This window comes from Gemmatimonadaceae bacterium (genome assembly GCA_036496605.1).
Taxonomy (GTDB): domain Bacteria; phylum Gemmatimonadota; class Gemmatimonadetes; order Gemmatimonadales; family Gemmatimonadaceae; genus AG2.
Genome location: DASXKV010000056.1, coordinates 49,012 through 73,976 on the forward strand (window position 1 = coordinate 49,012; position 24,965 = coordinate 73,976).

Genomic DNA, 24,965 nt, shown 5'->3' on the forward strand with positions numbered 1-24,965 from the left:
CCGAAGAAGGGATGAACGCTTGCGGAGGCAACGCAGCTACGCTGGTCTTGTCGTCGCGATCGCTGCCGCCGGAATCGTCAGCGCTTTTGTCGCGTGCTCGGACTTCACGCCGCCAGGCGCCGCCGGTAGTTCCTCCACACTCTCCGTCAATCCGAAGACGGTCCACCTCAACGTCGGCGGCGACACGCAGCTCACAGCCATCGGTGCCTCGGGCGCAATCGTCTGGTCGTCGAACGACGACAGTATCGCAACGGTGAGCTTCGGGAAGGTCACCGCCGTGGCCAGTGGATCGGCGACGATCCGCGCGGTGAGCGGCACGAGTCAAGCAACGTCTCGCGTGACCGTTACGACGCCGGCGGCCGTCGCGCTGTCGACGACGAATCTCTTCTTCGACGGAGTCGCATCGGGAGTCATTCCCGATTCGCAGAGCGTTGACGTCACGAACGCCGGCCAGGATTCGCTGAGCGGACTCACCATCGACAGCGTGACCTACGGCGCCGCAGCGACCGGCTGGCTCGATGCGAGCCTAACGCAAACCACCGCGCCGGCGAAGTTGATCCTTCGCCCCAAGACGACCGCGCTCGTCGTCGGCTCGTACACCGCGAGCGTCTCGGTGTCGTCGCCCTTACTCGGCCTTCCACCGCAGCTCATCGCCGTGCGCTTCACGCTGATTCGGCCGGCAGCGATTTCTCTCTCGAGCACTACCGCGTCGTTCAGCCTGCAGCAAGGCGCGGCCTTACCGTCGCAGCAGTCGATCACCGTGAGCGACGGCGGCGACGCGCCGCTCACCGGTCTCTCGACGGGCACGATCGTCTACTCGTCAGGCGCCAGCGGTTGGCTCGATGCCAGTGTTGCGCCGAACGCGGCGCCGGCTTCGCTGTTGCTCCAGCCCAACACCTCGGGCCTGGCACCGGGAGACTACACTGCCACCGTACCGGTGACGTCGACGATCGCCGGAGTCGTCCCGGCCATGGTCACGGTCACCTACCACGTCACGGCGGCACCGCCTCCTCCGGTGATCGTCGTGAGTCCGCCGACCGCGACTTTCACCGCGGGCAAGAACTTTGGCTCGCTTCCAGTTCAACAATCGATCTCGATCACGAGCTCCGGCATCGGCACGGTGAGCGGATTGAGTGCAACGGCGAGCTACACGGGCCCGGTCACCAATTGGCTCGCTACGCTGACGTTCACCGGCAACGTCACGACAGCGCCGACGACGCTCAACGTGCAGCCGAACACCACCGGCCTGGCGGCGGGTGTGTACACCGCGACGATTCACCTCGCCTCGACGACGACGGGTGTCGTCGCGAAGGACATACCGGTCACGTACGTCATCGACGATCTCGTCCTCGACCAGTCGTCGATCCAGTTCCTCACAACCACGAGTACGCCGCCCGCGGCTCGAGTCGTGAGCGTCTCGAATGCGGGCAGTGGCAGCATCACGGGAGTGACCGCCACCGTCGCACTGCTCTCGGGTCGTGCCGACGCAAGCTGGTCCTGGTTGTCGGCGTCACTCGCGAGCACGGTGCCCCAATCACCGAGCGCGACTTCGCTCACGCTCACGGCCGGCCTTGCCGACTCGTTAGGTGACTTCACGGCGCTGGTGACCGTCGCCGCGCCGGGAATGGTCTCCAAGACGGTCAACGTCAGCTACCGTCGCCAGGCGACGATGGCGGGTGACGTATTGCCGATCCTGCAGATGCCGTCATGTTTCAATTGCCACTCGTCACCCACTGCGACCAACGTTAATATCGGCTTCGCGAACACTGACGAGGCGTACAGTTCTCTCCTCAACATCAACACCACCGGTAACGCCAATGGCCACACCTACGTCGTCGCCGGTGACTCGTTGAACAGCAACCTGTTCAAGCTGCTCAACGGCTTGGCGCCGACTGGCTATTTCAACATGCCGTTCCCGTGTTCCAACAACAATGCGTCTTGTATAAATTCTCAACTTCGAACGCGAATCTATATCTGGATTCAACAGGGGGCGCTCAAGCCGTGAGCGCCGCACGAACCGTCGATGCCCGATAGCCCGAGCCAATCGACCCCGCGAGCCGTAGCGACTGCGTACGTCGACGACGTCGCCTGGCGCGCCGTCGTCGATGCGACCCAGGGCGCGTACGAGGTCCTCGCGGAGCTTGCGCGCGACAGCGAGGGGGCTGTCGCGTTCATCGGCCGGCCGCTCGCCGGGGGCGAGCTGCTCGTTCTCAAGCTCGAGCCCGAGGCGCCTGACGAGACAGGCGTTCGCCACTACTCGCTGTTCGAGCTGAAGAAGCTCGACGATGCGGTTCCCGCGCCACACATCAACTGTCCCGTCTGCGCCGCGCTCGTCGGTGCGTGGCGTCCTCGATGTCCGGCCTGCGGTGTCATTATCGCCGCGGGCAGCGACGGCCCGGTTGGAACCGATGTGCTGCTCGCGTTCTATCGGTTCGTGTCCAGCCGGCACGATGTAATCGGCGAGCTCGCCACCGAAGGCGCCGGCCCGCCCGCCTACCTCGTTCGTGCCCGCGACGGCACCCAGCACTCCCTGGTACGTCTCGCGTTAGGCGGCACGGCTGGTGCGGGAGCGATGCGTTACGTCGTCGACGTCTTGCCGCTCGTCGGAGCCGCGGGCGGCGCTCCGGGCGCACCGACGCGTCTCACCCTCGATCTCGCGGCGTCGACTTCCGCGGTCGCTGTGCCGGCGGCGACGTCGGGCGGCGAGCGCACCTGCCCACAATGCGGCGCGCGCTTTGGGGCAGGCACGCTCTTCTGCCCACTCGACGGCGCCAGTCTTCGACCAGTCACCTCTGGCGCGGACCTCATCGGCCAGCTCATCGACGATCGCTACTATATCGAGCAGCGGCTCGGCGAGGGAGGAATGGGCGAGGTGTACGTCGCCCACCAGGTGCGCACGGGACGCAAGTGCGCGCTCAAGCTCATGCACCTGTCGATGACGCAGGATCCGGACGCTGTCGGTCGATTCCGTCGTGAGGCGTCGAGCGCGTGCGCGATCTCTCATCCGCATGTCGCGACCATTTTCGACTCGGGCGAGACCACCGATCGCCGCCCCTACTTCGCTATGGAATTCGTCGATGGCCGATCGCTCTCGCAGGCGATCCGGGACGAAGGCCGGCTGGATACGTGGCGCGCGACGGACATCGCGCGGCAAATCGCGCTCGGCCTCGCTGCGGCGCACGATCTCGACATCGTCCACCGCGATCTCAAGCCGGAGAACGTCATGCTTGGCGCCGCGCGCGGCGGCATGGACTATGTGAAGCTGGTCGACTTCGGCATCGCCAAGCCGACGACGACCGTGGCGGGGAACACGATAACCCGCACCGGTTTCATACTCGGCACTCCGGCGTACATGAGCCCAGAGCAGCTCTGCGCGGACAAGCTCGATGGCCGGAGCGATCTCTACTCGTTGGGGTGCGTGCTTTATGAAATGCTCACTGGCGAAACGCCGTTTGGCGGGAGCAGCCTCGAGAAGTTGATGATGCACCGCCTCACCGAGGATCCGCCGCACCCGCGGACACTCAATGAGCAAATACCGCCGCTTCTCGACGAGATCGTGACACGCCTGCTCGCGCGCTCAGCGGATGATCGCTATCCAGACGCCCACGCGGCCGCCGAGGTACTCGGCGCGGCACAGGATACGCTGGAGGGTCCGCGTCCGACGACCGGCGTCGGCGGGCGTGGTGGGCCGTTAGGCATGCGGACGCCCACCCCGAAGCCCCGCCCGACGCCGGTCGGAAGCGTCGCGGTCACCGCGGGGAATCGTCCGCCGCGCCGCTCGCGCGACAACGTTCCACCCGCGCCGCTCTCCCCGGCAATCCCCTTCCGAACGCCAGCGTTCGGCGTTCCGCGCGTCAGCGACGCAACCCTCGAGCGGCTGACTGCCGCTCGCCGGAATCGCCTGCGCGTCATTACCGGAGCAGCAGCGGTCGTTCTCGTCGCCGGCGGTGCGTTCGCGGCATGGCGCCTAACGGCTCACACCGCGGCGCCAGTTCAGCCACCGGCTCCCGTTGCTCGAGACTCCGTGAGGAGCGCGCTGCCCCCCGCGCGCGACACGCAGTCGGTGCCAGCCGCCGTGGCCGAACAGGTGAAGTCGCCCGGGCGCCGCACCGACACGGCGCGTGCTCCGAAGTCAACGGCAAAACCACCCGCTGCGATCGTCACCCACTCCGACCCGACGGCCTCTCAGGCAGTGACGCAGGCTCCAGCGACGACGGTCGCACCGGTCACGCCGTCGATCACGACCACCACGCCTCCGCGGGACACAAAGCCACTCGAGGTCGCTCCCCTGCCCGCTGCGGCGGCACCAGTCAACGATGCCAAGGCACGCGCCGACGCGGCGGAGGCGCAGCGCGCCGAAGTCGCCCGCGCTCGGGAGTCGATCGACTCATACGTGCGCGCCATTGGCGCAAAGCAGCTCGAGACGCTGCAGCAGCTCTTCCCGAGCATGAATCGGCAGACGCGCGACGGCTACGACGCGTTCTTCAACAGCGTCTCCGATCTCTCGACGCAGCTCATCGGGACGCCGGACGTCAGCCTGCACGGTGCAACGGCCGACGCCCAATTCGTGGCCGAGATGAAGTACCGCGATCCGTCGCGTGGCAACGTGAGCCAACGCACCTCGTACCGCGCAAAGCTCCAGCGCACGGATCGGGGATGGATCATCGTCAGTCTCGGCGCGGCGCAGTGACGGTTTAGAAGTTCCTCTCCAGTCCGACCGTCCACGTTGCCTTCGGCCGCATTCCTCCCTCGGAGATGGGGAAGAGGACGTTGCCGACAAAAATGAAGCCGGCGCCGACCAATAGCTTCCCTCCCATCGACGCCCCGACGATGTCGTCCCTTCCACTGGGAATGTTGGTTCGCGGCACGACGGTCCCGTCGATGAATACCGCGGGCTTCGGCAGCGTCAGCTTGTCGGTGCCCACCGGCCATTCCCCAACGACGTCGGCGGCGAGCGTGAACGGCGCCGCGATCAGCGCGTCGAAGCCGACGGCCGAGAGTATCCCGGAATTCTGATCGACGCCGGAGCGATACAGATATCCGATGTCGGCGTGCGGCGTGAATTGCTTCAGCGTGAGGGACGTGATGAACCAGCTGACCACCGACGTTTTGCCGGTCCCGAGCAAATCCTCCTTCTTGCCCGTCGGCAGACGCACATCGGCGAGAAACGCTGCACCGCCGATCGGCGATTGAACGAGATTGAACTTTGCTCGTATGGACACGTCGCCGATGCCGCTCTGCATTGCCGAGCCACGCGCCGTATCGACGAGCTGCGGGTCGGTCGCCGTCCCCTTCCAGTAGTGATTGATCGCGCTCGTTGCCGGTACGATCGTTCCGATGCTTGTCCCGCTCACCGACAAATTCACGAACGGAATCGCAAAGCCGATGTCCACGTTGTTCGTGATCCCCCATGTTGCCGATAGCGCAAACACCGAAACGCTCGCCTGCAGCGACGTGGCGACGTGAATGGTGTCGAGCTCGATAATCGGATCGCCCAGTCCCGGGGGCGGCACGTCCTGGTGCGTGAGAGTCATCTGCAGGTTGGTGAGCGGAACACCTCGCAGGGAAGCGAATGAGCTCTCGGTGTACTTCCCGCTGATGACGAGTCGTCCGCGGCCGAGGGTCTGTGAGCGCTCGCCAAAGATCGGACCAGTCGATTGGGCGGTCGCCGTGGGCAGGCCGGCGGCGTCGAAGACGAACGTCGTGCCGCTACTCGTCGCGCCAAGCGGTACGTTGGCGACGCTGTTGGTAATCGCATCATTCAGAAAGTCGACGACCACCTCGCCGACGGCCTCCGCATCAGGATTGTAGTGTGTCCCGTGGAAGCCTGTCGACAGCGAGAGGCATATCAGCGAGCTGCACGTCCCGAAATGGAATATCTCGCGCACCTTTGAGCGCACGTCGTCTTGTGCCCGGGCGGAAGAAACGACGACTACGACCGCAACGAGGGCCTGCAGCAGCTTCGCCATACGCGCGCCTCGGGAAAGCTCGGAGGGTGTCCAGGAGGGACCGCACAATCTCCGGGCTCCAAGCGATCTCGGCAAGACCCTGAACGAAATTTGATGTGCGGTTCTCGTGTCGTCGGGCAACGTCGTTAGGCGTCGTCGGAGCCCGGTGTTGCCAGGTCCGGCTTGGTAAATTGGGATTCGTTCGGCTAGATTGGGTGGTCTATTCCCCGATAGCTCAGTTGGTAGAGCGCTCGACTGTTAATCGAGTGGTCGTAGGTTCGAGTCCTACTCGGGGAGCTGTCATGAACGGCCAAGGTGCGACGCACCTTGGCCGTTTGCTTTGGCACCTGGATTTGAGTTGCGCGGCGGGATGCCCTTTATTTCCCGCGACACCGCTCAGAGGACCATGCCGAGCACCAACGCAATGAAGTCAGACCGAAAAGCGAAAGGTCAGGGCGCTTCACGCCAGAAGGATGACGCGCCCTGGATCGGCGTCATCATGGGCAGCAAGTCGGACCTCAAGTACTTGCAGCCGGCAGTCGACTTACTGACCGAGCTCCGCGTTCCCCACGAGGTGCGGATCGTCTCCGCGCATCGCACACCGGATTGGATGTTCGAGTACGCTTCCACGGCCGAATCGCGAGGCCTCGAAGTGATCATTGCGGCCGCAGGCGGCGCGGCGCATTTGCCGGGCATGGTCGCAGCCAAGACGATCCTGCCCGTACTTGGCGTGCCCGTTCCAGCGACGCTGCTCAACGGACTCGACTCGCTGCTTTCGATTGTCCAGATGCCCAAGGGCGTGCCCGTCGGTACGCTGGCGATCGGCGAGCCAGGAGCCGCGAACGCCGCGTTGCTCGCGGTGTCGATCGTATCGACAACGCGTCCCGAGCTCCGCGAGCGGTTGCGCGCATGGCGCGCTCAGCGCAGCGCGGAGGTCCTGGAGGCGCGCGACATCGTCCGAGGCGGCGGAAGCGGATGACGCCGACCATCCTTCCCGGCGCGACGATCGGCATTCTCGGCGGCGGACAACTCGGCCGCATGACCGCGATGGCAGCGCGCACACTTGGATATGATGTGCACGTGCTCGACCCGGATCCGGAGTGCGCCGCGAAAGCCGTGGTGGATCGTCTCGTCACGGCGCGTTTCGATGACGCAGGCGCAGCGGCCGATCTCGCGCAGCATTGCGATGTGGTGACGCTCGAGATCGAGCAGATCTCGACCGCGAGTCTCGACGCCGCGGCTCGCCACGCACCAGTTCGTCCGTCGTCGAAGTTGTTAGGCATCGTGCAGGATCGCGCGCTGCAGAAACGGTGGTTGACTGACGCGGGATTCCCCGTTGGCCCGTATGCCGAAGTCGCCGACGCTGATTCCGTTCGACGCACGGTGAGCAAACTCGGAGCGCTGGTCGTCAAAGCGACACGCGGCGGTTACGACGGTCGCAGCCAGGTCCGCGTCGGCGGCGTTGCCGACTCCAGCACGGCGTGGGCAAGCCTGGTTGGACCGTCCGGCGGTGCGCGACACGCCGTCGCGGAGCAAGCGCTCGATCTCGAGTCGGAGCTCTCGGCGATGATCGCGCGGTCACCCAACGGCGAAACCGCCGTGTATCCGCCCGCACTCAACTATCACGAGCGGCAGGTCCTGTCATGGTCCGTGATCCCGGCACCCCTGCCGGCCGACCTCGTGAAGCGCGCGACATCGCTCGCGCGCGGCATCGCCGACGCCGCCGGCCTCGAGGGCCTCCTCGCGGTTGAGATGTTTCTCACCACGAGTGGTCAGCTATTCGTGAATGAGCTCGCGCCGCGACCGCACAATTCCTTTCACGAAACGGAGCTGGCCTGCCCGACGAGCCAGTTCGAACAGCTCGTTCGCGCCGTGTGCAACTTGCCACTCGGCGATACGTCCATCGTTCGCCCTGCGGCGATCGTGAATCTCTTCGGCGATCTCTGGACTGACGGCGTTCCACGCTTCGACGCCGCGCTCGCCGAACCGATGACACGACTCCATCTCTACGGCAAGCGCGTTGCCCGGCCTGGGCGCAAGATGGGCCACATCTCCGCCTACGGCGACACCGCAGACGCCGCCTTATCGCGTGCACACGCCGCCGTGGCTCGACTCACCGCGGCAAGGAACGTTGGATGAACGTCCTCGTGCTCAATGCCGGCTCGTCGACCCTCAAGTTCCAACTCGTTCGCACGGATCAGGAACGCATGGCGGCGGGCACGGACGAGCGGTTGGCGCGCGGGCAGTACGATCGCATCGGTGGCGAGACGATCTACGCCGTGACGACCAAGGACGGTGCGACCTTTCGCGGCACGGCGCCGCTCCGCGACCACCGCGCGGCAATTGAGCATCTTCTCACGTGGCTCGCGAGCGATTCGTCCGGCGTTCCGATTTCGAGCATTGCGGAGATCGAGGCCGTCGGCCATCGCGTCACACACGGTGGCGAGCGTTTCTGGCGGTCGGTCCGCATCGACGACGACGTCGTAGACGGAATCGAAGAGACCATCGAGCTCGCTCCGCTGCACAATCCGAACAACCTCAAGGGCATCCAGGCGGCGCGCGCCGCGCTCGGTCCGGGTATCCCGCAGGTTGCCGTGTTCGACACGGCGTTCCACCACACGTTGCCGGATTGGGCCTATCTCTACGCGTTGCCCTATCAGTGGTATCGCCGCCATCGCATCCGACGCTACGGCTTTCACGGCACGTCGTACCGGTACGTCGCGTATCGATATCGTACGATCACCGGACGAAGTCGTGAGCAAACCAAGATCATCGCGCTGCATCTCGGCAACGGCTGCTCGGCCTGTGCGATCAACGCGGGCTCCTCGGTCGATACCTCGATGGGCTTTACTCCGCTCGAAGGCCTTGTGATGGGAACGCGATCCGGCGATCTCGATCCCGCGATTCTCGACCACGTCGCCTCGAAGGAAGGCTACTCCTCTCCGGAGATTGAGGGAATCCTCAACAAGCAATCCGGCCTTCTGGGCATATCCGGTCTCACCAACGACATGCGGGAACTGCTCGCCGAGGAAGCGGAGCACGGCGACCGCCGCGCACGGCTCGCGATCGACCTCTTCGCCTACCGCGCACGGAAGTACATCGGCAGCTACCTGGCGGCGATGAATGGCGCGGACGCTTTGATCTTTGCCGGCGGCGTCGGCGAGAACGCGAGCACCGTGCGCGCGCGAATCTGCGACGGGCTCCAGTGGATGGGGATCGTCATCGACCCGGAGCGGAACGCCGCCACGATCGACGGCAAGGAAGGCCGCATCGACGCCGGGGAGTCGCGCGTCGAAGTCTGGGTCATCCCGACCGATGAGGAATTGCTCATCGCCCGCGACGCGGTCCGGGTCGTTCTCGGCATCGAGCATCCGAGTTGACCTCTGCCATGCAGATCGCCGACTTCACTCTCGAGCGATACTTCGCGCGCTGGGAATTCAACGTCCGCCATGTGCTTTGCGCGTCCGATCTCGAGGCGCTTTCGCTCCAGGAGCTCCTCGCGCTCGCCGATCCGCCGGCTCGCGCTCTCTGGGACGGTCTCCGCCTTGGCTACACCGAGTCCCTCGGCCATCCCGTGCTGCGCGCCGAGATCGCGCGTCTGTATGCGACGGCCACCTCGGAAGACGTGATCACTTTCGTCGGCGCCGAGGAAGCGATCTTCCTCGCGATGCATGCGCTGCTCACCGCGGGCGATCACGCCGTGGTTCTCTGGCCTGCCTATCAGTCGCTCTACGAAGTCGCGCGCTCCATCGGCGCGTCGGTGAGCCTGGTCGCGCTCGAACCGCATTCCTGGGCGTTCGACCCGGACGCTGTACTCGACGCCCTTGAACCCAATACGCGCCTCGCGGTCGTCAACTTTCCCCACAGCCCAACGGGCGCGCTGGCGTCGTCCGACGCCTTCGAGTACCTAACGACGCAGCTCGAGCAACGCGGCATCGCGCTCTTCTCCGACGAAGTGTATCGGGGTCTCGAGTTCGACGTAGCACAACGGTTGCCGGCCGCCGTCGATGTTGGAAGTAAAACACTCAGCCTGGGCGTCCTCTCCAAGACCTATGCGCTCGCGGGTCTCCGCATTGGATGGATCGTAACGCACGATGCCATGCTGCGCGATCGCCTTGCGCGGCTGAAGGACTACACGACCATCTGTGGAAGTGCGCCCAGCGAGATTCTCGCAATCATCGCGCTGCGCGCCCGTGAGCGCGTGGTCGCGCGGAGCCGGTCGATCATCGGCGCCAATCTTCCACTCCTCGATGCGTTCTTCGATCGGCACGCCGAGCGATTCTCCTGGGTGCGGCCGCTGGCAGGTAGCGTCGCCTTTCCTCGTCTGCGAACCGATGCCGCTGGCGCGATCGACCGCTTCTGCGACGAGCTGGTCGAGCGCGAGGGCGTCCTGCTCCTCCCTGGCTCCCGCTTCGCGCACCCCGGTAATCACTTTCGCATCGGCTTCGGACGTGCCGATATGCCAGCGGCGCTGGAGCGATTGGAGGAGTTCGTCCTTCGCAGTTGAGCGAGGCCCATCGCTCTCGGACTCGACGATGGCGCCCTCGGCCGTTCGGCACTTCCCTTGCGACAGGAGGATTACTCCATGGCCGGTCAGGCATCGTTATTGGAGTAATCGTGAGCACTTCGACAACCAATCGTTCGTCCGCCGTCGAGCAAGTCACCGAAGCAATGCTCGCAGGCGCTCTGTTCGGCTACGCAGCGGAGCAACGCGGCCGAAGGGCCGTCAGCGCGCGGGTCGTTGGATCGGCGCTGCTCCTCGCCGCCTTTGCTCCTTCGCTTGTCCGTCGGCTCCTGCGTGCAGGCGCCGCACGTCGGCGCGTCCATCTGCGCACCACGCTCGAGCTCGACAGACCAGTTCACGAAGTCTTTGAGTTCTGCCGCGACTTCGAGAACTTCCCGCGCGTCATTCAGTCGCTCCACAACGTCACCGATTTTCAGGACGGACGCTCGCGATGGGAAGTCATGTCTCCAGGAGGGGAGATTCTCTCCTGGGATGCGCAAGTGACCAAGTACGTGCCTAACGTCGTTCTTGCCTGGCAGTCGCTTCCCGGCTCTATCGTCGATTGCAACGGTGTCATCCGCTTTGCGCCGACGCCGAATGGAGGCACCGAACTTCGGATCCAGATCCAATACGACCCACGACACACCGATTTGTCGGACGCCGTTCGCGCGCTCTTCGACGTGTCCCGAAAGAAGCAACTCGAGGCCGATCTCGCGCGGGCAAATTTCTACTTCACCACGCACGCGCGAATCCCCGAGTCGCGTTCGGAGGCCGAAGGCAACGAGGCCTCGACGATCGCCTAACGTCTGTCGTCGTCCCGTCCCGCACCGCCTAACGGGAAACCGATCTCAGCTCGGCGAAGGCTTTTCTCCCTGTGCCTGCGGCGCGGCGGCCCGGTCGGTGCTTCGCCGGCCCCATTGCCGACGATCCGCGATCGGCGTCACACCAGTCTCCGGCGTCGTCGCCGTGTGGAGTTCGAACAACCGGAATGGCGGTCGGTCCGGATACGCTGCCTTCAGCACCGGATGCGCGACATTGTAAACCGGAATCCCCTTCGACGTCTTCCCCTCGGGCCGGCCCTTGTGCGCGTGACCGTGAAACACCGCCGTCACGTCGAAGCGCGTCAGTGGCTCCTCGAGACGACTCGAGCCGAGATACGAATAGATCTCGAGTGGCTCGCCTTCCACCGTCTCGCGGATGGGAGCGTAATGCAGTATTGCGATGCGATGCTCCGTATGTAATCGCGCAAGCGCCGATTCCAGCTTGAGCGCTTCGTTCACCGCTTCATGCACGAACTGCTTGATGATCGGCTCGCCCCAGGCGCCGAGCGCAGCGCGGCCGAAGCCTCCACAGAATCCGCGCACGCCGGCGAATCCCACACCGTGCGTCTCGAACGTGTCTCCGTCGAGCATCTTCACACCGGCGTCCGAGAGGATCTTCACAAGCTCCACTTCCTCGCCCGACTCATAATCGTGATTGCCGAGCACTGCGACGATGGGCACCTGCACGGTCGTCGTCAGGTCGCGCGCCAGAACCTTTGCTTCCTCCGCGAGCCCGTAATCCGTGAGATCGCCTGCGAGCACGAGCACGTCCGCGCTCTCGGTGATTTGCGCGAACAGCGGCTGCAACGCGCCGTGCGAATCCTTCGAGTAGTGGATGTCGCTCACTGCCGCCACTCGCACTACGTCCGGCCCCATTGCCATTTTCGTCCTCTCTCACGTTCGGCTACTGCCGTTACCGACAGATTCGGGCCAGCAGATCAACTCCGTGTCGTCTAGCCTCGGAATTGCACTTCACTCCGGTACATGGCTTATCAACTGACCTTCGACGATCCGGGACGCGACACCAATACGTTCTATCGCCGCACGCTGCACGTGCTGAGCGATGCGCGAGTTCCCTTTCTCGTCGGCGGCTCGCACGCCATTCTGCACTACACCGGCATCATTCGCGAAACGAAGGATTTTGATCTCTTCGTCCGTCGCGCCGATGTTGAAAAAGCTCTCGAGTCACTCGCGCTCGCCGGTTACTGGACGCAAGTCACGTTTCCGCATTGGCTCGCCAAAGCCAGACAGGGGACGGATCACGTCGATCTCGTGTTCAGCTCCGGCAATGGCGTCTGCCGCGTCGACGATGGCTGGTTCGATCACGCCATCGAGGCTGAGGTGCTCGGGATGCCGGTGAAGATCGCACCAGTCGAGGAGCTGCTGTGGCAGAAATCGTTCGTCATGGAGCGCGAGCGGTACGACGGCGCTGACATCATGCACCTCCTGCGCACGTGCGCGGAAACGATCGATTGGGCGCGTCTGATGCAACGCTTCGAGCAGCACTGGCAGATGTTCTTGCTCAACCTCTTGCTGTTTGGTTTCGTGTACCCGTCCGAGCGACATCGCGTTCCGCCTCACGTCCTCGGCGAGTTGCTCTCGCGATTCCAGGCGGAGATCGACAGTCCGGCGACGGAAGACCGCGTCTGCCGCGGCACGCTCCTTTCCCGGGCCCAGTATCTCCTCGATATCGGCCAGTACGGATATCAGGATGCTCGTATCGCCCCACGTGGCAACATGAGCGCCGAAGATTGCGTGTACTGGACCTGGGCGATCGAGAACGTGGACTGAGCGACGATATTCCAACCGTCGGCGCGGTTCCGGTGTCTTACTCGACGTTGGTGCTGCATAACTCACCCCACGTCGAGAGCCATGCTCGCCATTCGATCGGTACTACATACCACACTCGGCACAGGCATCGCCGTCGCGGCACTCACCTCCGCGCTCGCCGCGCAAACGGAACGCCGTACACTCTCGGGCGACCGCGTCGCGATCTACAATCTCGCGGGTAAGCTTCGCGTCGAATCGGCAAGCGGGTCCGACGTGGTCGTCGAGATCACGCGCGGTGGGCGTGACGCGCGCGAGCTTCGCGTCGAACAAGGAACGATCGGCGATCGTGAGGCATTGCGCATCATCTATCCGGCGGATCGGGTGGTGTATCCAGAGCTTGGACGCTCGGATCACAGCACGGTCAGCGTTCGCGACGACGGAACGTGGGGCGACGAGAGCTCGCGGCGAAATCCGGATCGAGAGCGGAACCGGATCGAGATCAGCGCCGCCGGTTCCGGTTTGGAAGCCTGGGCGGACATCCGTGTACTCGTGCCGCACGGCCAACACATTGTCGTTCGCAATGCCGTGGGTGAAGCGCGCATAACGACCGTCGATGCGGATCTCTCCGTCGACGTGAACAACGCCACCGTCACCGCCGAGCGCACGCGCGGTCGACTCTCGCTCAACACGGGCTCCGGCAGCGTGTCGCTGACGGACGCGCAGGGCGACGTCAACCTCGACACGGGCTCGGGTTCCGTGACGATCGCCGGAATCAGAGGGCAAACGCTTCACATGGATACTGGGTCCGGATCCATTCAGGGGCGAGATATCGACGTCGATGATCTGAAGGCCGACGTTGGATCCGGCGGCGTGCGACTCGAGCGCGTTCGAGCGAGCAGCGTCGACGTCGACGCCGGGAGCGGCGGCACGGAGCTCGAGCTGCTGTCGACCGTCGATCGACTGAAGATCGATGCGGGGTCAGGCGGCGTTACCGTACGTCTCCCGGAATCACTGAACGCCAACGTCGACATCGAGACCGGCAGCGGCGGCATCGACACGGATTTCGCCGTTCAGGTCACGCGCTTCGAGAAGCGTCACATGGTCGGCAAGATCGGCGACGGCCGCGGCCAGATCCGGATCGAGAGCGGCTCCGGCAACGTCAGGCTCCTGAAGGGGTAATCAGAATCGGTTCTGCAGTTCGCACGGCCGTGCTGTGGGGGCGCGGTTGCTGCGGGCGACGCGTGAGAGGAGCGAAGTACTGCTTCTCTCACGTATCGTTTAATAGTCCCGACGTTCGCGCATAATCCGCGAGCTCGCCGCGCGACGTCAGCCCGAGCTTCGAAAAAATATTCGAGAGATGCGTGCTCACCGTACGGGAAGAGATGTCGAGCGCAGCACCGATCTCCTTGTTCGACTGACGATCCGCGACGAGCCGGACGATCTCGAGCTCGCGACCCGTTAGGCCCGCCGCTCCCTCTGCGTGTGACCGCACCGGCGGCCTCGCGCCAAGCTCGCGCAACTGCTCGCGCGTCGCCTTGAGCTCCGGCTCGGCACCGAGCCGCGCGAACACCTCGTGAGCGCGGCGCAGCTCGCGCGTCGCTCCCTCTCGGTCGCCCGTCTCGGCGAGCGCTCGCGCCAATTGCCGCCGCACGCGCGCCGCATCAGGGACATACGGAATTGCCTCCAGCTGCTCGGCCACCGTGCGCAGCATCTCGACCGATCGCGATTTGTTGCCCTGCAGCAGCTCGGCGAGCGCCACCGACGCATCGGCCCACGCGAGGCCGAGGCGATGGTCGAGACGTCCGGCGTCGCGCCGCAATCGTTGGCCCACACGCAGCGCGCGTCTCATGTCGCTCTTCCAGAGCGCCGCCTCGGCGATTACCGGCATCAGCCGATGCACCGCCCAGACGACGTACCCAGACGCATCGGCGATCTCGAGGCCGCGTTCGCCGGTGCGAATCGCCGTCTCGTAGTCCTGCATCGTGAGGTGATACGCAGCGCGGCCAGTGTGTGCAGGCACGATCGAATGCACGTCACCGCGAGCCGATTCTTCGCCCGCTCCGGAGAGTTCCCAGGCCTCGTCGACACACGCCTTGCCACCCTCCACGTTCCCGCGGCCAAAGTACAACAAGCCGAGCCACACCAGGAGTCGCGGAATCAGCGTACTCTGGCCTAACGAGCGCGCGACGGCGAGCGTGGCCTCGGCGAGCGTCACGGCCGTGTCCCACTCTCCAATACCGGCGTAGTACTCGATCGTGACTTCAGCCGTCCAGGCCCGCAACAGCGGAGATCGAAGCTCGTCGGCGAGGCGTTGCGCCTCGGCCAGATGATGCGCGATATCCTCGACGCTCGCGGTGAGCCCGCCGAGCATTGCCAGCGCCCAGTGCGCCGACCATTCGACGCCACGTTGGCCCGATTGCTCAGCGAGCACGATCGCTCGGGCGCCGTGTTTCCGCGCGAGCTGCGGTGGACCGGTCCACACGTAAAGGAGCAGCAGCGCGCGATGCACTCGGGCCAGAAGCGCGGCGTCGCCTAACCGCTCGGCGATGTCGAGGGCGAGGTGCACCACACGCTCGGACTCGTCACGCCGCCCGAGTCCCTGGAGACACATGCCCTTCGCGATGAGCGTGCGCGCTTCGACCGCCGGCTCTCCAGCGGCGATTGCGGCCGCGATGGCGGCGTCGTAATGCGAGAGGGCCTCCTCGTGACGGCCGCTCCAGTACGACACCATGCCCATGTTGCGGCGAATCGTTGCCAGCCGGGAGTGCAATCCGCGTTTCTCGGCGTCCTCGGCTGCTCGGCGCCAGAGCGTGAGCGCGGCGGGATACTCCCCGAGTCGCTGCCGCGCACGCGCGAGATCGTGCGCCACGGCGATCGATCGTTCGTCGTCGACGGCCCCCAGTCGCTCGAGCTGCTCCAGCGCGGCAGCGAGATAATCGGCTGCCTCACGATTGGCATGCTTCGCCATCGCGTCCATGCCCGCCGCATGGAGGTACTGGACGGCCTTTTCCGCGAGCCGTCGCGCATCGGCGCGCAGGTAGTGGAATGCCAGCTCGTTGACGTGTCCGTTCGCGGCGGCGCCATAGAACGCCTCGAGCGATTCGGCAACGACGGCATGCAGCGCGCGCGCACGGGCAAGTCCCAGCTCCGCGTAGAGCGCTTCCTGGAGCAGCGGATGAGTAAAGTCATACACAATCTCGCCGCTTTCCGCATGCTCGTCGATCACGCGGGCTGTCCGCAGCTCGTCCAGGGCAGTGAGCAGCGCATCCTGCGGAAGCTGACTCATAAAGGCGAGCGCATCGTGTGACGAGCGAGTGCCGATGACCGCAGCCAGATCCGCGAGCTGACGTGCCGGGGTAGAGAGCTGACCCAGCCGCGCGATGACGACGTCGTGAATCGTGCGCGGCAGCTTGAGGGCCTGGAGATCCTGAGCCGTGGGGGCACGCTCGCCGCCTGACGCCATCTCTTCCGCGAGCGCTTTCGCCGTTTCTTCGACGAAGAGCGGATTGCCGCGCGTGCGCTGGTGAATCAGTTCCGCCAACTCACGCGCTGCCGATTCGCCCAACAGCTGCTGGACGAGCTCGCGCGTCGACGCGATGTCCAACGGCGCCATGTGCATCGCCTGCGCGACACCCAGTTCGGCCAGCGACGACTCCATGCCCTTGAGCACGGACCGCGCGCTGCCGGAACGCGAATCCGCGTCGTTGTACGTCGCGACGATGAGAATCCGATCGTGCGCGATCTGGCGTGCGGTGAAATGCAAGAGCTCGAGCGAGGAGCTGTCGGCCCACTGCAGGTTGTCCAGGACGAGCAACAACGGTCGCTTCGCGGCAAAGCGAGATAAGAACTGTGTAAAGTTCCACAGGAGCCGCGCGCGGAGCTCCGACGGATCGCCACGCACACCGTTGCTTCGAAGCGGCTTGTCGCCCGTCGCCAGAGCGGGAAACAGCTGCACCAGCTCCGCGTTGCCACCGCGCGTCAATAGCGACAGCATCGACGGGTCGATTTGCCGAAGCAGCGGGAGCAGCGCGTCGGAGAACACGGCGTACGGCACTCCAGCCTCGACCGGGTATGCTCGTCCGACCGCTACGGAAAAACCACGCTTCGTCGCTTGCTCGGCAACGGCATTCGCCAGGCGCGTCTTTCCAATTCCGCTCTCGCCGGCGATGATGACCGTGCCGCCGCGTCCATCTTCTGCGTTCTGAACCGAACCAGCGAGCACTGCGAGTTCAGGGCCGCGCCCAGTGAGCGGAATCAGCTTCTCGGACGCGTGCCCACGCTTTATGCCGGGCGTCGTCGCCCCAGGTGGTGACGTGAGTCGATTCATGCGCTCGAATCTTCACCAACTGGCCCAACACTGCCAGAGCAGAAATCGCCGCGAGATCGATGCGATCCCGCTGGTGACTCAGCTTGCGGCTTGCGCCGGCACTCCGCCAAAGCGGCGTTCACGCGATTCGAATACACGCAGCGCCTCACGCAGTTCCTCCTCACCGAACTGCGGCCACATCGCTTGCGTGAAGTACAGCTCGGCGTACGCGCACTCCCAGAGCATGAAATCGCTGAGGCGCTGCTCGCCGCCGGTGCGAATCAGGAGATCGACGTCTCGCACGGGACGAGGATCGTGATGCACTTCGGAAAGCAGCTCGCCGAACTGCTCTTTCGTGAGGGACGCCATCTCGCCGCCAGCCCTAACGACCTGCTGTGCATAACGCTCGGCAGCGCGCAGGATCCCGTCTCGCGACGAATAATCGATCGCCACGCGAAGGTGCAGATTGCGACAGCGCGCGGTGAGTGCCTCGGCGTCGACGATGGCGGCACGCAGTGGCGCCGGCAGCCGGTCACGACGACCGACGATCGTCAGGCGCACGCCGTTCGCGAGGCAGCGCTTCGATTCGGTGTGCAGCGATCGTCGAAGCAACCGCATGAGCGCGGTGACCTCGGGCGTTGGACGACTCCAGTTGTCGGACGAGAACGCGTACAACGTGAGCGTCCCGATACCGGCGCGGACCGCCGCTTCGACGATCGTGCGCGCCATGCGCACGCCCGCGTGGTGGCCAGCCGTGCGCGGCAGTCCCCGCGCCGCGGCCCATCGGCCGTTGCCGTCCATGATGATTCCAACATGAATGCCCGACGTGGCAGAAAGCGTCACCGCTGAGTTCCGCGACATGTTATTTCGGATAGTAGACGCTCAGCGCTCGCGCGCGGCACGAATGAGTGCTTCCATGTGATCGAGGTACCGTTCGAACGCACGGCGTCCGGCGGCTGTGATTGAATACTCCGTTTTCGGCACGCGGTTCTCGAAAGACTTCGTGCAGGCGATGTAATTCGCCTCCTCCAGCTTCCTCGCATGCACGCTCAGGTTGCCGTCGGTCGTGGCCAGGAGCTTCTTGAGATCATTGAAGCTCACCGCGTCGGTGGCCGCGAGGGCGCTGAGAATTCCCAATCGGATGCGCTCGTGGATCAGACGATCGAGCGCCAGCGGGCCCTCGTTCTTCGCCTTGCCGCGCACCGTGCGCAATGGAGTCGGCGCCGCGGCGCGAGCCCTGCCATCGCCGCGCCGATGATCGCCTCCGTTCCCGCCACCAGCAGCCGCGGCGCCTTCGCCGCGGTCGTCCGGGACTGCGCCGTGCTTAGCCACCGTACCTCCGCGCGATCAAGGTTCCAAAAACAATGTGCAGGCCGCCAAAGCCCGCGACCATCAGCGCCGTCGCCCACGTCGCCGGCGCGAACAGCGCCCATGCACCAAGAAGCATGAATGCGGCGCCCATCACCGGAACAATCGACACCGAGTAGGTGCCTGCGGTGACAACCCCAGTGCCGTACAACAGCATCCAACTGCCCGGCAGCAGTGACTGGAGTCCCCGATTGACGAAGAGCGCGGTGAGCATCACGCCCACGAGCATCGGCGGCGAGAAGCTCAGTATGAGCTTGCGTACCGGCCCGGTAAGGAGCGGCATACTCGCCGCGCGGGCCTTGAATGTCATGAACAGAATTGCGATGCCGGCGGCGAGAGCGGCTTCCACCAGCCACGCGATCACCCACCCGGGGTAGGCCAATCGTGACGCGACGAGCGCGGCGACGATCGCCGTGCCGCCGATGACGACTTCGCCCCACCCTGAGACCGCCGTGAAGGTACCGGCTCGCTCCATCGTTTCGCGGATGTAGCGAAGATTGTCCATCGCGCGCTCTTGCATCTCCGGGGGAGTGGAGCGCGACGGGCGAAGCGGGATCACCGGCATGGGCTGAATGGTAGATGGTGACTGGAGCGCAAGCAAGTACTTTGTATTGCAAAGTTAGGACCCGCGCCGAAGGCTCCGTCTCTATCGCTCGGTAACTTAGCCCTGATCCTCGGTCGGGTCGGGCTTCGCCTGTTTCCGCTCCCGCAGCTCGCGAAGGGCTGGATTCACACCCTTGTTCGGGATCATCGGCTGGTCGTGCGGATTCGACTGCAGTTTCTGCTTCTGCTCCTCGATTACACCACGATCCTCGTGACCCTCGCCCCACTTGTAATCCGTCGCGCCAGATTCGGCTGGATCGATGCTGTGTTGATCGGGACGCTTTCCACCCATGGCCGCCTCACTGCAGGAGTCTGCGAGCCTCCATGTCAGGAAGCGTGCCCGCCTCGTGCAGCGCGCTCAGCGGTCGGAGACGCGGAACTTCGTCAATATCTCACGCACCTTGTCCAGGGGGATCGCCTCGGCGGTGTGTCCGCTCCCCGTCACCGTAGTCGCCCGGAAGAGCGAATTGTAAATCGCCTCCTCCGTCGCCTCGACGACACACTCGAAGAGTGCCGACATCTCCTCGTTCGCCAGCTCCTCGGTCGTTAGGCGTTGCGCGTTATAGGCGCGCCGCACTCTGCTGTTCGTCGAGAACGCCAGCACATAATCTCCGGATCCGTTCGCGGCAGACGAGCCGGTGCGACTCAGTCCCATGATCGCGCGCGCGGCGAGCCGGCGAAGGTTGCGATCGGAGAGCGGCGCATCGGTCGCGACAACCATCACGATCGATCCATCGCCTCGCTGCGTCGCCGACTGCACGTCGCGTTTGAAGGCGTACTGGCCCAGCTCGCGCCCCACAGGCGCGCCGAGTACCTGCAGAATTCCCCCGAAGTTGCTTTGTACGAGGACGCCCACAGTCCAACCGCCAAGCGCTGCGGGAAGTACTCGCGAGCTGGTGCCGATCCCTCCCTTCCAGCCGAACGCGATCGTGCCGGCGCCCGCGCCGACGCTCCCCTCGGCAACCGGGCCCGACGCTGCGGCGGCGAGCGCTGCACGAACCTCCTTTGCGCCGATTGGCCGCGTCCGAATTGCGTTCAGCGTCCCGTCATTCGTCTCGGCGACCACTGGATTGATCGAGCGCACATTCTCCATGCCGGGTTGCTCGAGCATCCATCCGACCAATGCGTCCGCCGCATTCCAGACGCACAGCGTGCATGTGAGCAGAATTGGTGTCTCCAATTCCCCAAGCTCGTTGAGCTGCGTTGCCCCAAGCAGCTTGCCGAATCCATTGCCGACGTAGAGTGCTGCCGGTACGCGATCGAGAAAGAGATTCCCCTCGTGAGGTAGGATTGCAGTGACGCCCGTGCGGACCGAGTCACCCTGTATCAGCGTAGCATGCCCCACCCGTACACCGGCAACATCGGTTATGGCGTTGTTGCGACCCGTAGGGAACACGCCGGGCTTCACGCCAAGATCGCGCGCCCGCGCGCGCTGACCGTGTGCGGTCGTGGCGAGCGCCGCGACAAGAACCAAGGTCAATGGAAGAAGGTGACTCATGAAGGTCTCCGGTCGACGCGCCAGTTCGCTTTACGCTGGTCGCAATGCCCTGCTCGATCTAATCTTCAGCTCGCACGCTGACACTAATCCGCATCAATGCCTCTTGTCGAATTCCACGGTCACGCGCGATTGCGCGAACAGCTCCGCGCCGCAACGAATCGTGGCACTCTGCCCGCCAGCCTGCTCTTTCACGGACAGCGCGGCGTCGGTAAGCAACGGCTCGCGCTGTGGTTGGGCCAGCTCCTGCTCTGCGCCGGAGATGAGCCCCGCCCCTGCGGAAAGTGTCAACAGTGCCGCTTCAGTCTCCAGCTCTCGCATCCAGATCTGCACTGGGTTTTTCCGCGGCCGCGACTGAAGGATAGTGATCCCTCGCTCGAAGACGTGCGCGACGACTATGCCGAGGCGATCGCCGAGCGGATGGTGGCGAATGGATTGTACGCACCGCCTTCGGGCAGCGACGGAATCTACGTCGCGACGGTTCGCGCCATCGTGAGATCTGCCGCGATCTCGCCGGCTCTCGCCAAACGCAAAGCCTTCGTCATCGGCGACGCCGAACGCATGGTGAGTCAGGAGGGATCCGATCAGGCCGCAAATGCGTTCCTCAAGTTGCTCGAGGAGCCGCCGGCGGATACGACGGTCATTCTCACGTCGTCGGAGCCGGGAGCGCTCCTCCCAACGATCCGATCGCGGGTCATCGCTGTTCGCGTAGCCGCCCTCTCGGATCGGGAGGTAACGGCATTCGTGACAGATCCGATCGTGAGCTCGCGCCTGAAAGCCGACAAGATCAAATCCTCGGAGGATGAGCTGGTGCATGCCGCGGCAGGAGCACCGGGGCGCATTCTGGCGGGCTCTCTCCTGCGCGACGCGGCGGCGCAGGCGCAACGACTGCTCGATGCCTGCACCTCCACGGAACGAGCGGCGGTATATCGCGCAGCGTTCGGCCAGGGGGCCTCACGCGCGCGCGGAGGCTTCACGGATTCCCTCAACGCGCTGGAGGTTTTGCTTCACGAGCGCGTTCGCTCTGCTGCCAGCGCGGGGAACGAATCGATGGCGAGCGGCGCCGCCAAGGCTCTCGAGCTCGTGGAACGAGCGAAGGAGCAGGCGACGAGCAACGTCAATCCGCAACTTCTCACGGCCGGTTTGCTGCGCGACATGGCAGCGCTCATGAGATGAAAAAGGAGAAGAAGGAGAAGAATCGGCTGTCGCACGTGGCGACATCGGGCGACGCAACGATGGTTGACGTCAGCAAAAAAGAGCTGACCGATCGCGTTGCCACAGCGAGAGGGTCGATCCGCATGCTGCCCACGACATTGGCCGCGATCGAAGCGAACTCGCTCAAGAAGGGAGATGTGCTTTCGGTCGCTCGGGTCGCAGGCATTCTCGCGGCGAAGCGCACACCGGAGCTCATTCCTCTCTGTCACCCGATTCCACTCACCGACGTGCAAATAGAAGTGCGAGCCGACCACGGCCTCCCGGGCATTATCGCCGAGGCAACTGCCCGCGCGACCTGGAAAACAGGGGTAGAAATGGAGGCGCTTATGGCCGTAACAGTCTGCCTACTCACAGTTTACGACATGGCCAAGGCTCTCGATCGGGGAATGGAGCTCGGCGATATATCGCTGGTACAAAAGTCAGGTGGCAAGCTGGGCGATTGGTCAAGGGGTTGATGGCATCACGGTTGCGACTTATCGTGAGTGCGTAGCGGGCAGTAGCGTTGTATTCAACCTGTTGCCAGTAGACAACTTATGCGCAATCTCCGTGGTACGTACGTGCACCGTGGCGATGCCGCCCGGCGACGTAGGCGCCTCAAGCGATTCCTGTATGCATCGGCTGTCGTTGCGGTCGTGGCGGTCGTTCTCGCGGCTCGCCATCCCGATACAGCGAGCGCAGAGGTCGCGCTCCACTCCCCCACCTTCTCATTAGGGTTCGGCGGAGGAACGAAGGAACTGCGTGAGGCACTCGACTCGACCAAGGGCGAGATGGATCTCCTTCGCGCGCAGTACGAGCGCGCCGACAGGATCATCCATTTTTCCAGCCGGTTCGCGATCCCCGCGAACACGGCCATGCACATCCTCGATGAGTCGATGGCCGAAGGCATCGATCCCGAGCTCGCTTTCCGTCTCGTCAAGCTCGAGAGCGACTTCAATACCCGGGCAACGAGTTCAGTCGGCGCCATCGGACTTACTCAGATGATGCTCCCGACGGCTCGCTACTATGACAAGAGCATCACCAAGGAGAAGCTGTACGATCCCACGACCAATCTGCGGATCGGATTCCGGTATCTCCGTGGCCTGATCGGCCAGTATCACGGCGACGCGAAGCTCGCGCTGCTCGTCTACAATCGGGGCGAGGTCGCGGTGAATAACGCGCTCCACGCCGGCCTGGATCCGTCGAATGGGTACGACCGGATTCTCACGAAGGGCTACAAGGGCAAGGGCGTCGTCGAATAGCCCAGACGGTTGCACGGCGCGAACGACAGAGGGCGAGACCGACGGTGAGTCTCGCCCTCTTCTTTCTTCGTTATCGGCGCGGCGTTCCCGACTGTGCGACTCCTGATTTCGAGGGGGAGCGCCCCGAGCCGTGGGCATTCCGATGACCACCCGAAGAGCGGCGTGCCCGCCCAGACACGACTAGTGATTGACCGGGGAAGATGATCGAGCGCTTGAGACCATTCAGCGCCATGATCGATTTCACCGTTGTGTGGTAATGCTTCGCGATGAGTCCCAAGCTCTCCCCATGCCGCACGACGTGCGTGCGAGTGCCGCTCGAGTACCGCTCGATTGACGGGTCCGGCGCATCGGTTGCCGCGGCGGCAACTGCGGCACTTGGAATCAGAAGCACCTGCCCTGCCGCAAGACGACCAGTCTTTTTCGAGCGCTCAGCTTTTGGATTGAAGACCAGGATGTACTTCGTACGCAGATGATATCGCTCCGCCACCGTCTCGGGATAGTCTCCCTTCTTGGTCTCGACACGCCGAACACCGACGCGCTCAGACTCGGGAAGAGCCCGAAAGAGACTATCGAACGAGCCAGACGTGCCGACGGGAATGCGTACACGCAGTGAATCGCGCGGCGGCGTCATTCCGCGCAGCACCTGCGGGTTGAGCCGCACGATCTGTTCGACCGTCGCGCCCGTCGCTTTCGCTATTGCTGCCAGGGGACTCGCGGGTCCAACTCGCACCGAGTCGTAGACAAACGGCGAAAGCGTTCGAATCTCCAGGCCGTACCGGTGCGGCTCTTTGGCGATCAGCGCCGTGGCGATGAGCTGAGGTACGTACTCTCGCGTCTCGCGCGGCAGAAAATCCTTGTCGGCGAGAGCGAAGAAGCGATCATCACCCGTCGTCCCCTCGAGATCGTCGGCGTATCTCGTTAGGCCACGCGCGATACGCCCCGGCCCGCCGTTGTAAGCCGCTGCCGCAAGGTAGAGTGAGCCCAGTTGCTCCTTCAGGTCCTTGATGAATCCGACTGCGGCGGCGGTGGAACGTACAGGATCGCGCCGTTCGTCGACCCACCAGTCGACGCGCATTCCCATGTCCCGCGCGGTCGACGCCATGAACTGCCACATGCCAACGGCCGCGGCGCGCGAGTACGCATTGGGATCGAAACCGCTCTCGATGAGCGCCAGGTAGTACATATCCTCTGGCAAGCCACCAGCGCGCATCTTGGCGCGAATCATCGGCTCGTAGCGGCTGCCCTCTTCCAGTTGCGCGACGATGTGCTCGCGCGCGGAACCGCTGAATACGCGAAGATAGTGCTCCACGCGAGACGTAGTTTCGTACGAGTGGACATCCATGTCCCACGACGGACCCTCGCGACTCGATGAGTCCGCGGCGGTGGCCTTCCCCGTCGCAGTGCTGCTGTCGCCGAAAACCTCGGCGGCACGCTGACTCACCTCCGAGGCGCTCACCTTCGCGCTGTCCGTCGGCGCGGCCGCCGCCGTCCCTGACGGCTCGGCGCGAGCGACGACCGTGTCACCGGCTGGAGTTGGACTCGCGCTCGGCGCGCTGTGATTGGGCGCGGACGTCGCGGTTGGCGCGGGAGCCACGACGGGCGCCGGAGCGTGGGCGCAAGCAGCAAACAAGGCCGCCATCGACATCGATAAGACTTTTTTCACGATTCTCCTCTCACGCCACCGGCATCAGTAAGCG

21 protein-coding genes and 1 tRNA gene are annotated in these 24,965 nt (G+C 64.5%); 13 read left to right on the forward strand and 9 right to left on the reverse strand.

What is annotated here, in order from left to right; translation table 11 throughout:
- Positions 1-19 precede the first annotated feature (19 nt).
- Together VGH98_22930 and VGH98_22935 are read left to right on the forward strand one after the other, a co-directional pair.
- Positions 20-2,005, forward strand: a complete 1,986-nt coding sequence (locus VGH98_22930) for an Ig-like domain-containing protein (GenBank protein HEY2378854.1) — start codon at positions 20-22, stop codon at positions 2,003-2,005.
- A gap of 18 nt (positions 2,006-2,023) precedes the next feature.
- Entirely contained in the window at positions 2,024-4,690 is a 2,667-nt protein-coding gene (locus VGH98_22935; GenBank protein HEY2378855.1) for a protein kinase, read from the forward strand.
- Positions 4,691-4,694: 4 nt separating this feature from the next.
- On the opposite strand, the gene VGH98_22940 is transcribed toward VGH98_22935, so the two are convergent.
- On the reverse strand, positions 4,695-5,969 hold the full coding sequence (locus VGH98_22940) for a hypothetical protein (GenBank protein ID HEY2378856.1): 1,275 nt from the start codon (positions 5,967-5,969) through the stop codon (positions 4,695-4,697).
- A 203-nt stretch (positions 5,970-6,172) separates the two neighbouring features.
- Between VGH98_22940 and VGH98_22945 the strand changes: the two genes are divergently transcribed.
- The 6 genes from VGH98_22945 (at position 6,173) to VGH98_22970 (ending at position 11,255) form a co-directional block, all read left to right on the forward strand.
- Positions 6,173-6,245 (forward strand) — tRNA-Asn (locus VGH98_22945).
- 127 nt (positions 6,246-6,372) lie between these two features.
- Positions 6,373-6,927 carry a 5-(carboxyamino)imidazole ribonucleotide mutase gene (gene purE / locus VGH98_22950; GenBank protein ID HEY2378857.1) on the forward strand — a complete coding sequence of 185 codons (555 nt, stop codon included), beginning with the start codon at positions 6,373-6,375 and terminating at the stop codon, positions 6,925-6,927.
- Entirely contained in the window at positions 6,924-8,087 is a 1,164-nt protein-coding gene (gene purK / locus VGH98_22955) for a 5-(carboxyamino)imidazole ribonucleotide synthase (protein HEY2378858.1), read from the forward strand. Before purE ends, purK begins: the two co-directional genes overlap by 4 nt.
- Entirely contained in the window at positions 8,084-9,328 is a 1,245-nt protein-coding gene (locus VGH98_22960; protein HEY2378859.1) for an acetate kinase, read from the forward strand. The genes purK and VGH98_22960 overlap by 4 nt, the downstream gene beginning before the upstream one ends.
- 8 nt (positions 9,329-9,336) lie before the next feature.
- Positions 9,337-10,455: an aminotransferase class I/II-fold pyridoxal phosphate-dependent enzyme gene (locus VGH98_22965; protein HEY2378860.1), complete on the forward strand. Its 1,119-nt coding sequence runs from the start codon at positions 9,337-9,339 to the stop codon at positions 10,453-10,455.
- A 110-nt stretch (positions 10,456-10,565) separates the two neighbouring features.
- The gene (locus VGH98_22970) at positions 10,566-11,255 is read left to right on the forward strand and encodes an SRPBCC family protein (protein HEY2378861.1); all 690 of its coding nucleotides are present in this window, start codon (positions 10,566-10,568) and stop codon (positions 11,253-11,255) included.
- A 45-nt stretch (positions 11,256-11,300) separates the two neighbouring features.
- On the opposite strand, the gene VGH98_22975 is transcribed toward VGH98_22970, so the two are convergent.
- On the reverse strand, positions 11,301-12,155 hold the full coding sequence (locus tag VGH98_22975; protein ID HEY2378862.1) for a metallophosphoesterase: 855 nt from the start codon (positions 12,153-12,155) through the stop codon (positions 11,301-11,303).
- 102 nt (positions 12,156-12,257) lie between these two features.
- On the opposite strand from VGH98_22975, the gene VGH98_22980 reads away from it, so the two are divergent.
- Both VGH98_22980 and VGH98_22985 read left to right on the forward strand, forming a co-directional pair.
- Positions 12,258-13,064: a nucleotidyltransferase gene (locus tag VGH98_22980; GenBank protein HEY2378863.1), complete on the forward strand. Its 807-nt coding sequence runs from the start codon at positions 12,258-12,260 to the stop codon at positions 13,062-13,064.
- A gap of 81 nt (positions 13,065-13,145) precedes the next feature.
- The gene (locus tag VGH98_22985; GenBank protein ID HEY2378864.1) at positions 13,146-14,222 is read left to right on the forward strand and encodes a DUF4097 family beta strand repeat-containing protein; all 1,077 of its coding nucleotides are present in this window, start codon (positions 13,146-13,148) and stop codon (positions 14,220-14,222) included.
- Between the two features lie 88 nt (positions 14,223-14,310).
- On the opposite strand, the gene VGH98_22990 is transcribed toward VGH98_22985, so the two are convergent.
- The 6 genes from VGH98_22990 to VGH98_23015 all read right to left on the reverse strand — a co-directional run bounded on the left by VGH98_22990 (position 14,311) and on the right by VGH98_23015 (position 20,818).
- Positions 14,311-17,370 carry an AAA family ATPase gene (locus VGH98_22990; GenBank protein ID HEY2378865.1) on the reverse strand — a complete coding sequence of 1,020 codons (3,060 nt, stop codon included), beginning with the start codon at positions 17,368-17,370 and terminating at the stop codon, positions 14,311-14,313.
- 78 nt (positions 17,371-17,448) lie between these two features.
- Positions 17,449-18,210 (reverse strand): polyprenyl diphosphate synthase, encoded by a 762-nt coding sequence (uppS, locus tag VGH98_22995; protein ID HEY2378866.1) that lies wholly within the window; start codon positions 18,208-18,210, stop codon positions 17,449-17,451.
- A 21-nt stretch (positions 18,211-18,231) separates the two neighbouring features.
- Positions 18,232-18,681: a transcriptional regulator gene (locus tag VGH98_23000; protein ID HEY2378867.1), complete on the reverse strand. Its 450-nt coding sequence runs from the start codon at positions 18,679-18,681 to the stop codon at positions 18,232-18,234.
- A complete protein-coding gene (locus tag VGH98_23005) occupies positions 18,674-19,282 on the reverse strand; it encodes a hypothetical protein (GenBank protein ID HEY2378868.1) in 609 nt (202 codons plus the stop codon). The genes VGH98_23000 and VGH98_23005 overlap by 8 nt, the downstream gene beginning before the upstream one ends.
- 96 nt (positions 19,283-19,378) lie before the next feature.
- Positions 19,379-19,612, reverse strand: coding sequence for a hypothetical protein (locus VGH98_23010; GenBank protein HEY2378869.1), 234 nt, complete (start codon positions 19,610-19,612; stop codon positions 19,379-19,381).
- A gap of 66 nt (positions 19,613-19,678) precedes the next feature.
- Positions 19,679-20,818 carry a P1 family peptidase gene (locus tag VGH98_23015; GenBank protein HEY2378870.1) on the reverse strand — a complete coding sequence of 380 codons (1,140 nt, stop codon included), beginning with the start codon at positions 20,816-20,818 and terminating at the stop codon, positions 19,679-19,681.
- Positions 20,819-20,914: 96 nt separating this feature from the next.
- Here VGH98_23015 and VGH98_23020 point away from each other — a divergent pair, with 96 nt between their 5' ends.
- From VGH98_23020 to VGH98_23030, 3 genes are all read left to right on the forward strand, one after another.
- Positions 20,915-21,991 (forward strand): hypothetical protein, encoded by a 1,077-nt coding sequence (locus VGH98_23020; protein HEY2378871.1) that lies wholly within the window; start codon positions 20,915-20,917, stop codon positions 21,989-21,991.
- Positions 21,988-22,485: a cyclic pyranopterin monophosphate synthase MoaC gene (gene moaC / locus VGH98_23025; protein HEY2378872.1), complete on the forward strand. Its 498-nt coding sequence runs from the start codon at positions 21,988-21,990 to the stop codon at positions 22,483-22,485. The genes VGH98_23020 and moaC overlap by 4 nt, the downstream gene beginning before the upstream one ends.
- 78 nt (positions 22,486-22,563) lie before the next feature.
- Positions 22,564-23,268 carry a transglycosylase SLT domain-containing protein gene (locus tag VGH98_23030; GenBank protein HEY2378873.1) on the forward strand — a complete coding sequence of 235 codons (705 nt, stop codon included), beginning with the start codon at positions 22,564-22,566 and terminating at the stop codon, positions 23,266-23,268.
- A 70-nt stretch (positions 23,269-23,338) separates the two neighbouring features.
- On the opposite strand, the gene VGH98_23035 is transcribed toward VGH98_23030, so the two are convergent.
- The gene (locus VGH98_23035; protein ID HEY2378874.1) at positions 23,339-24,931 is read right to left on the reverse strand and encodes a transglycosylase SLT domain-containing protein; all 1,593 of its coding nucleotides are present in this window, start codon (positions 24,929-24,931) and stop codon (positions 23,339-23,341) included.
- Positions 24,932-24,965 lie beyond the last annotated feature (34 nt).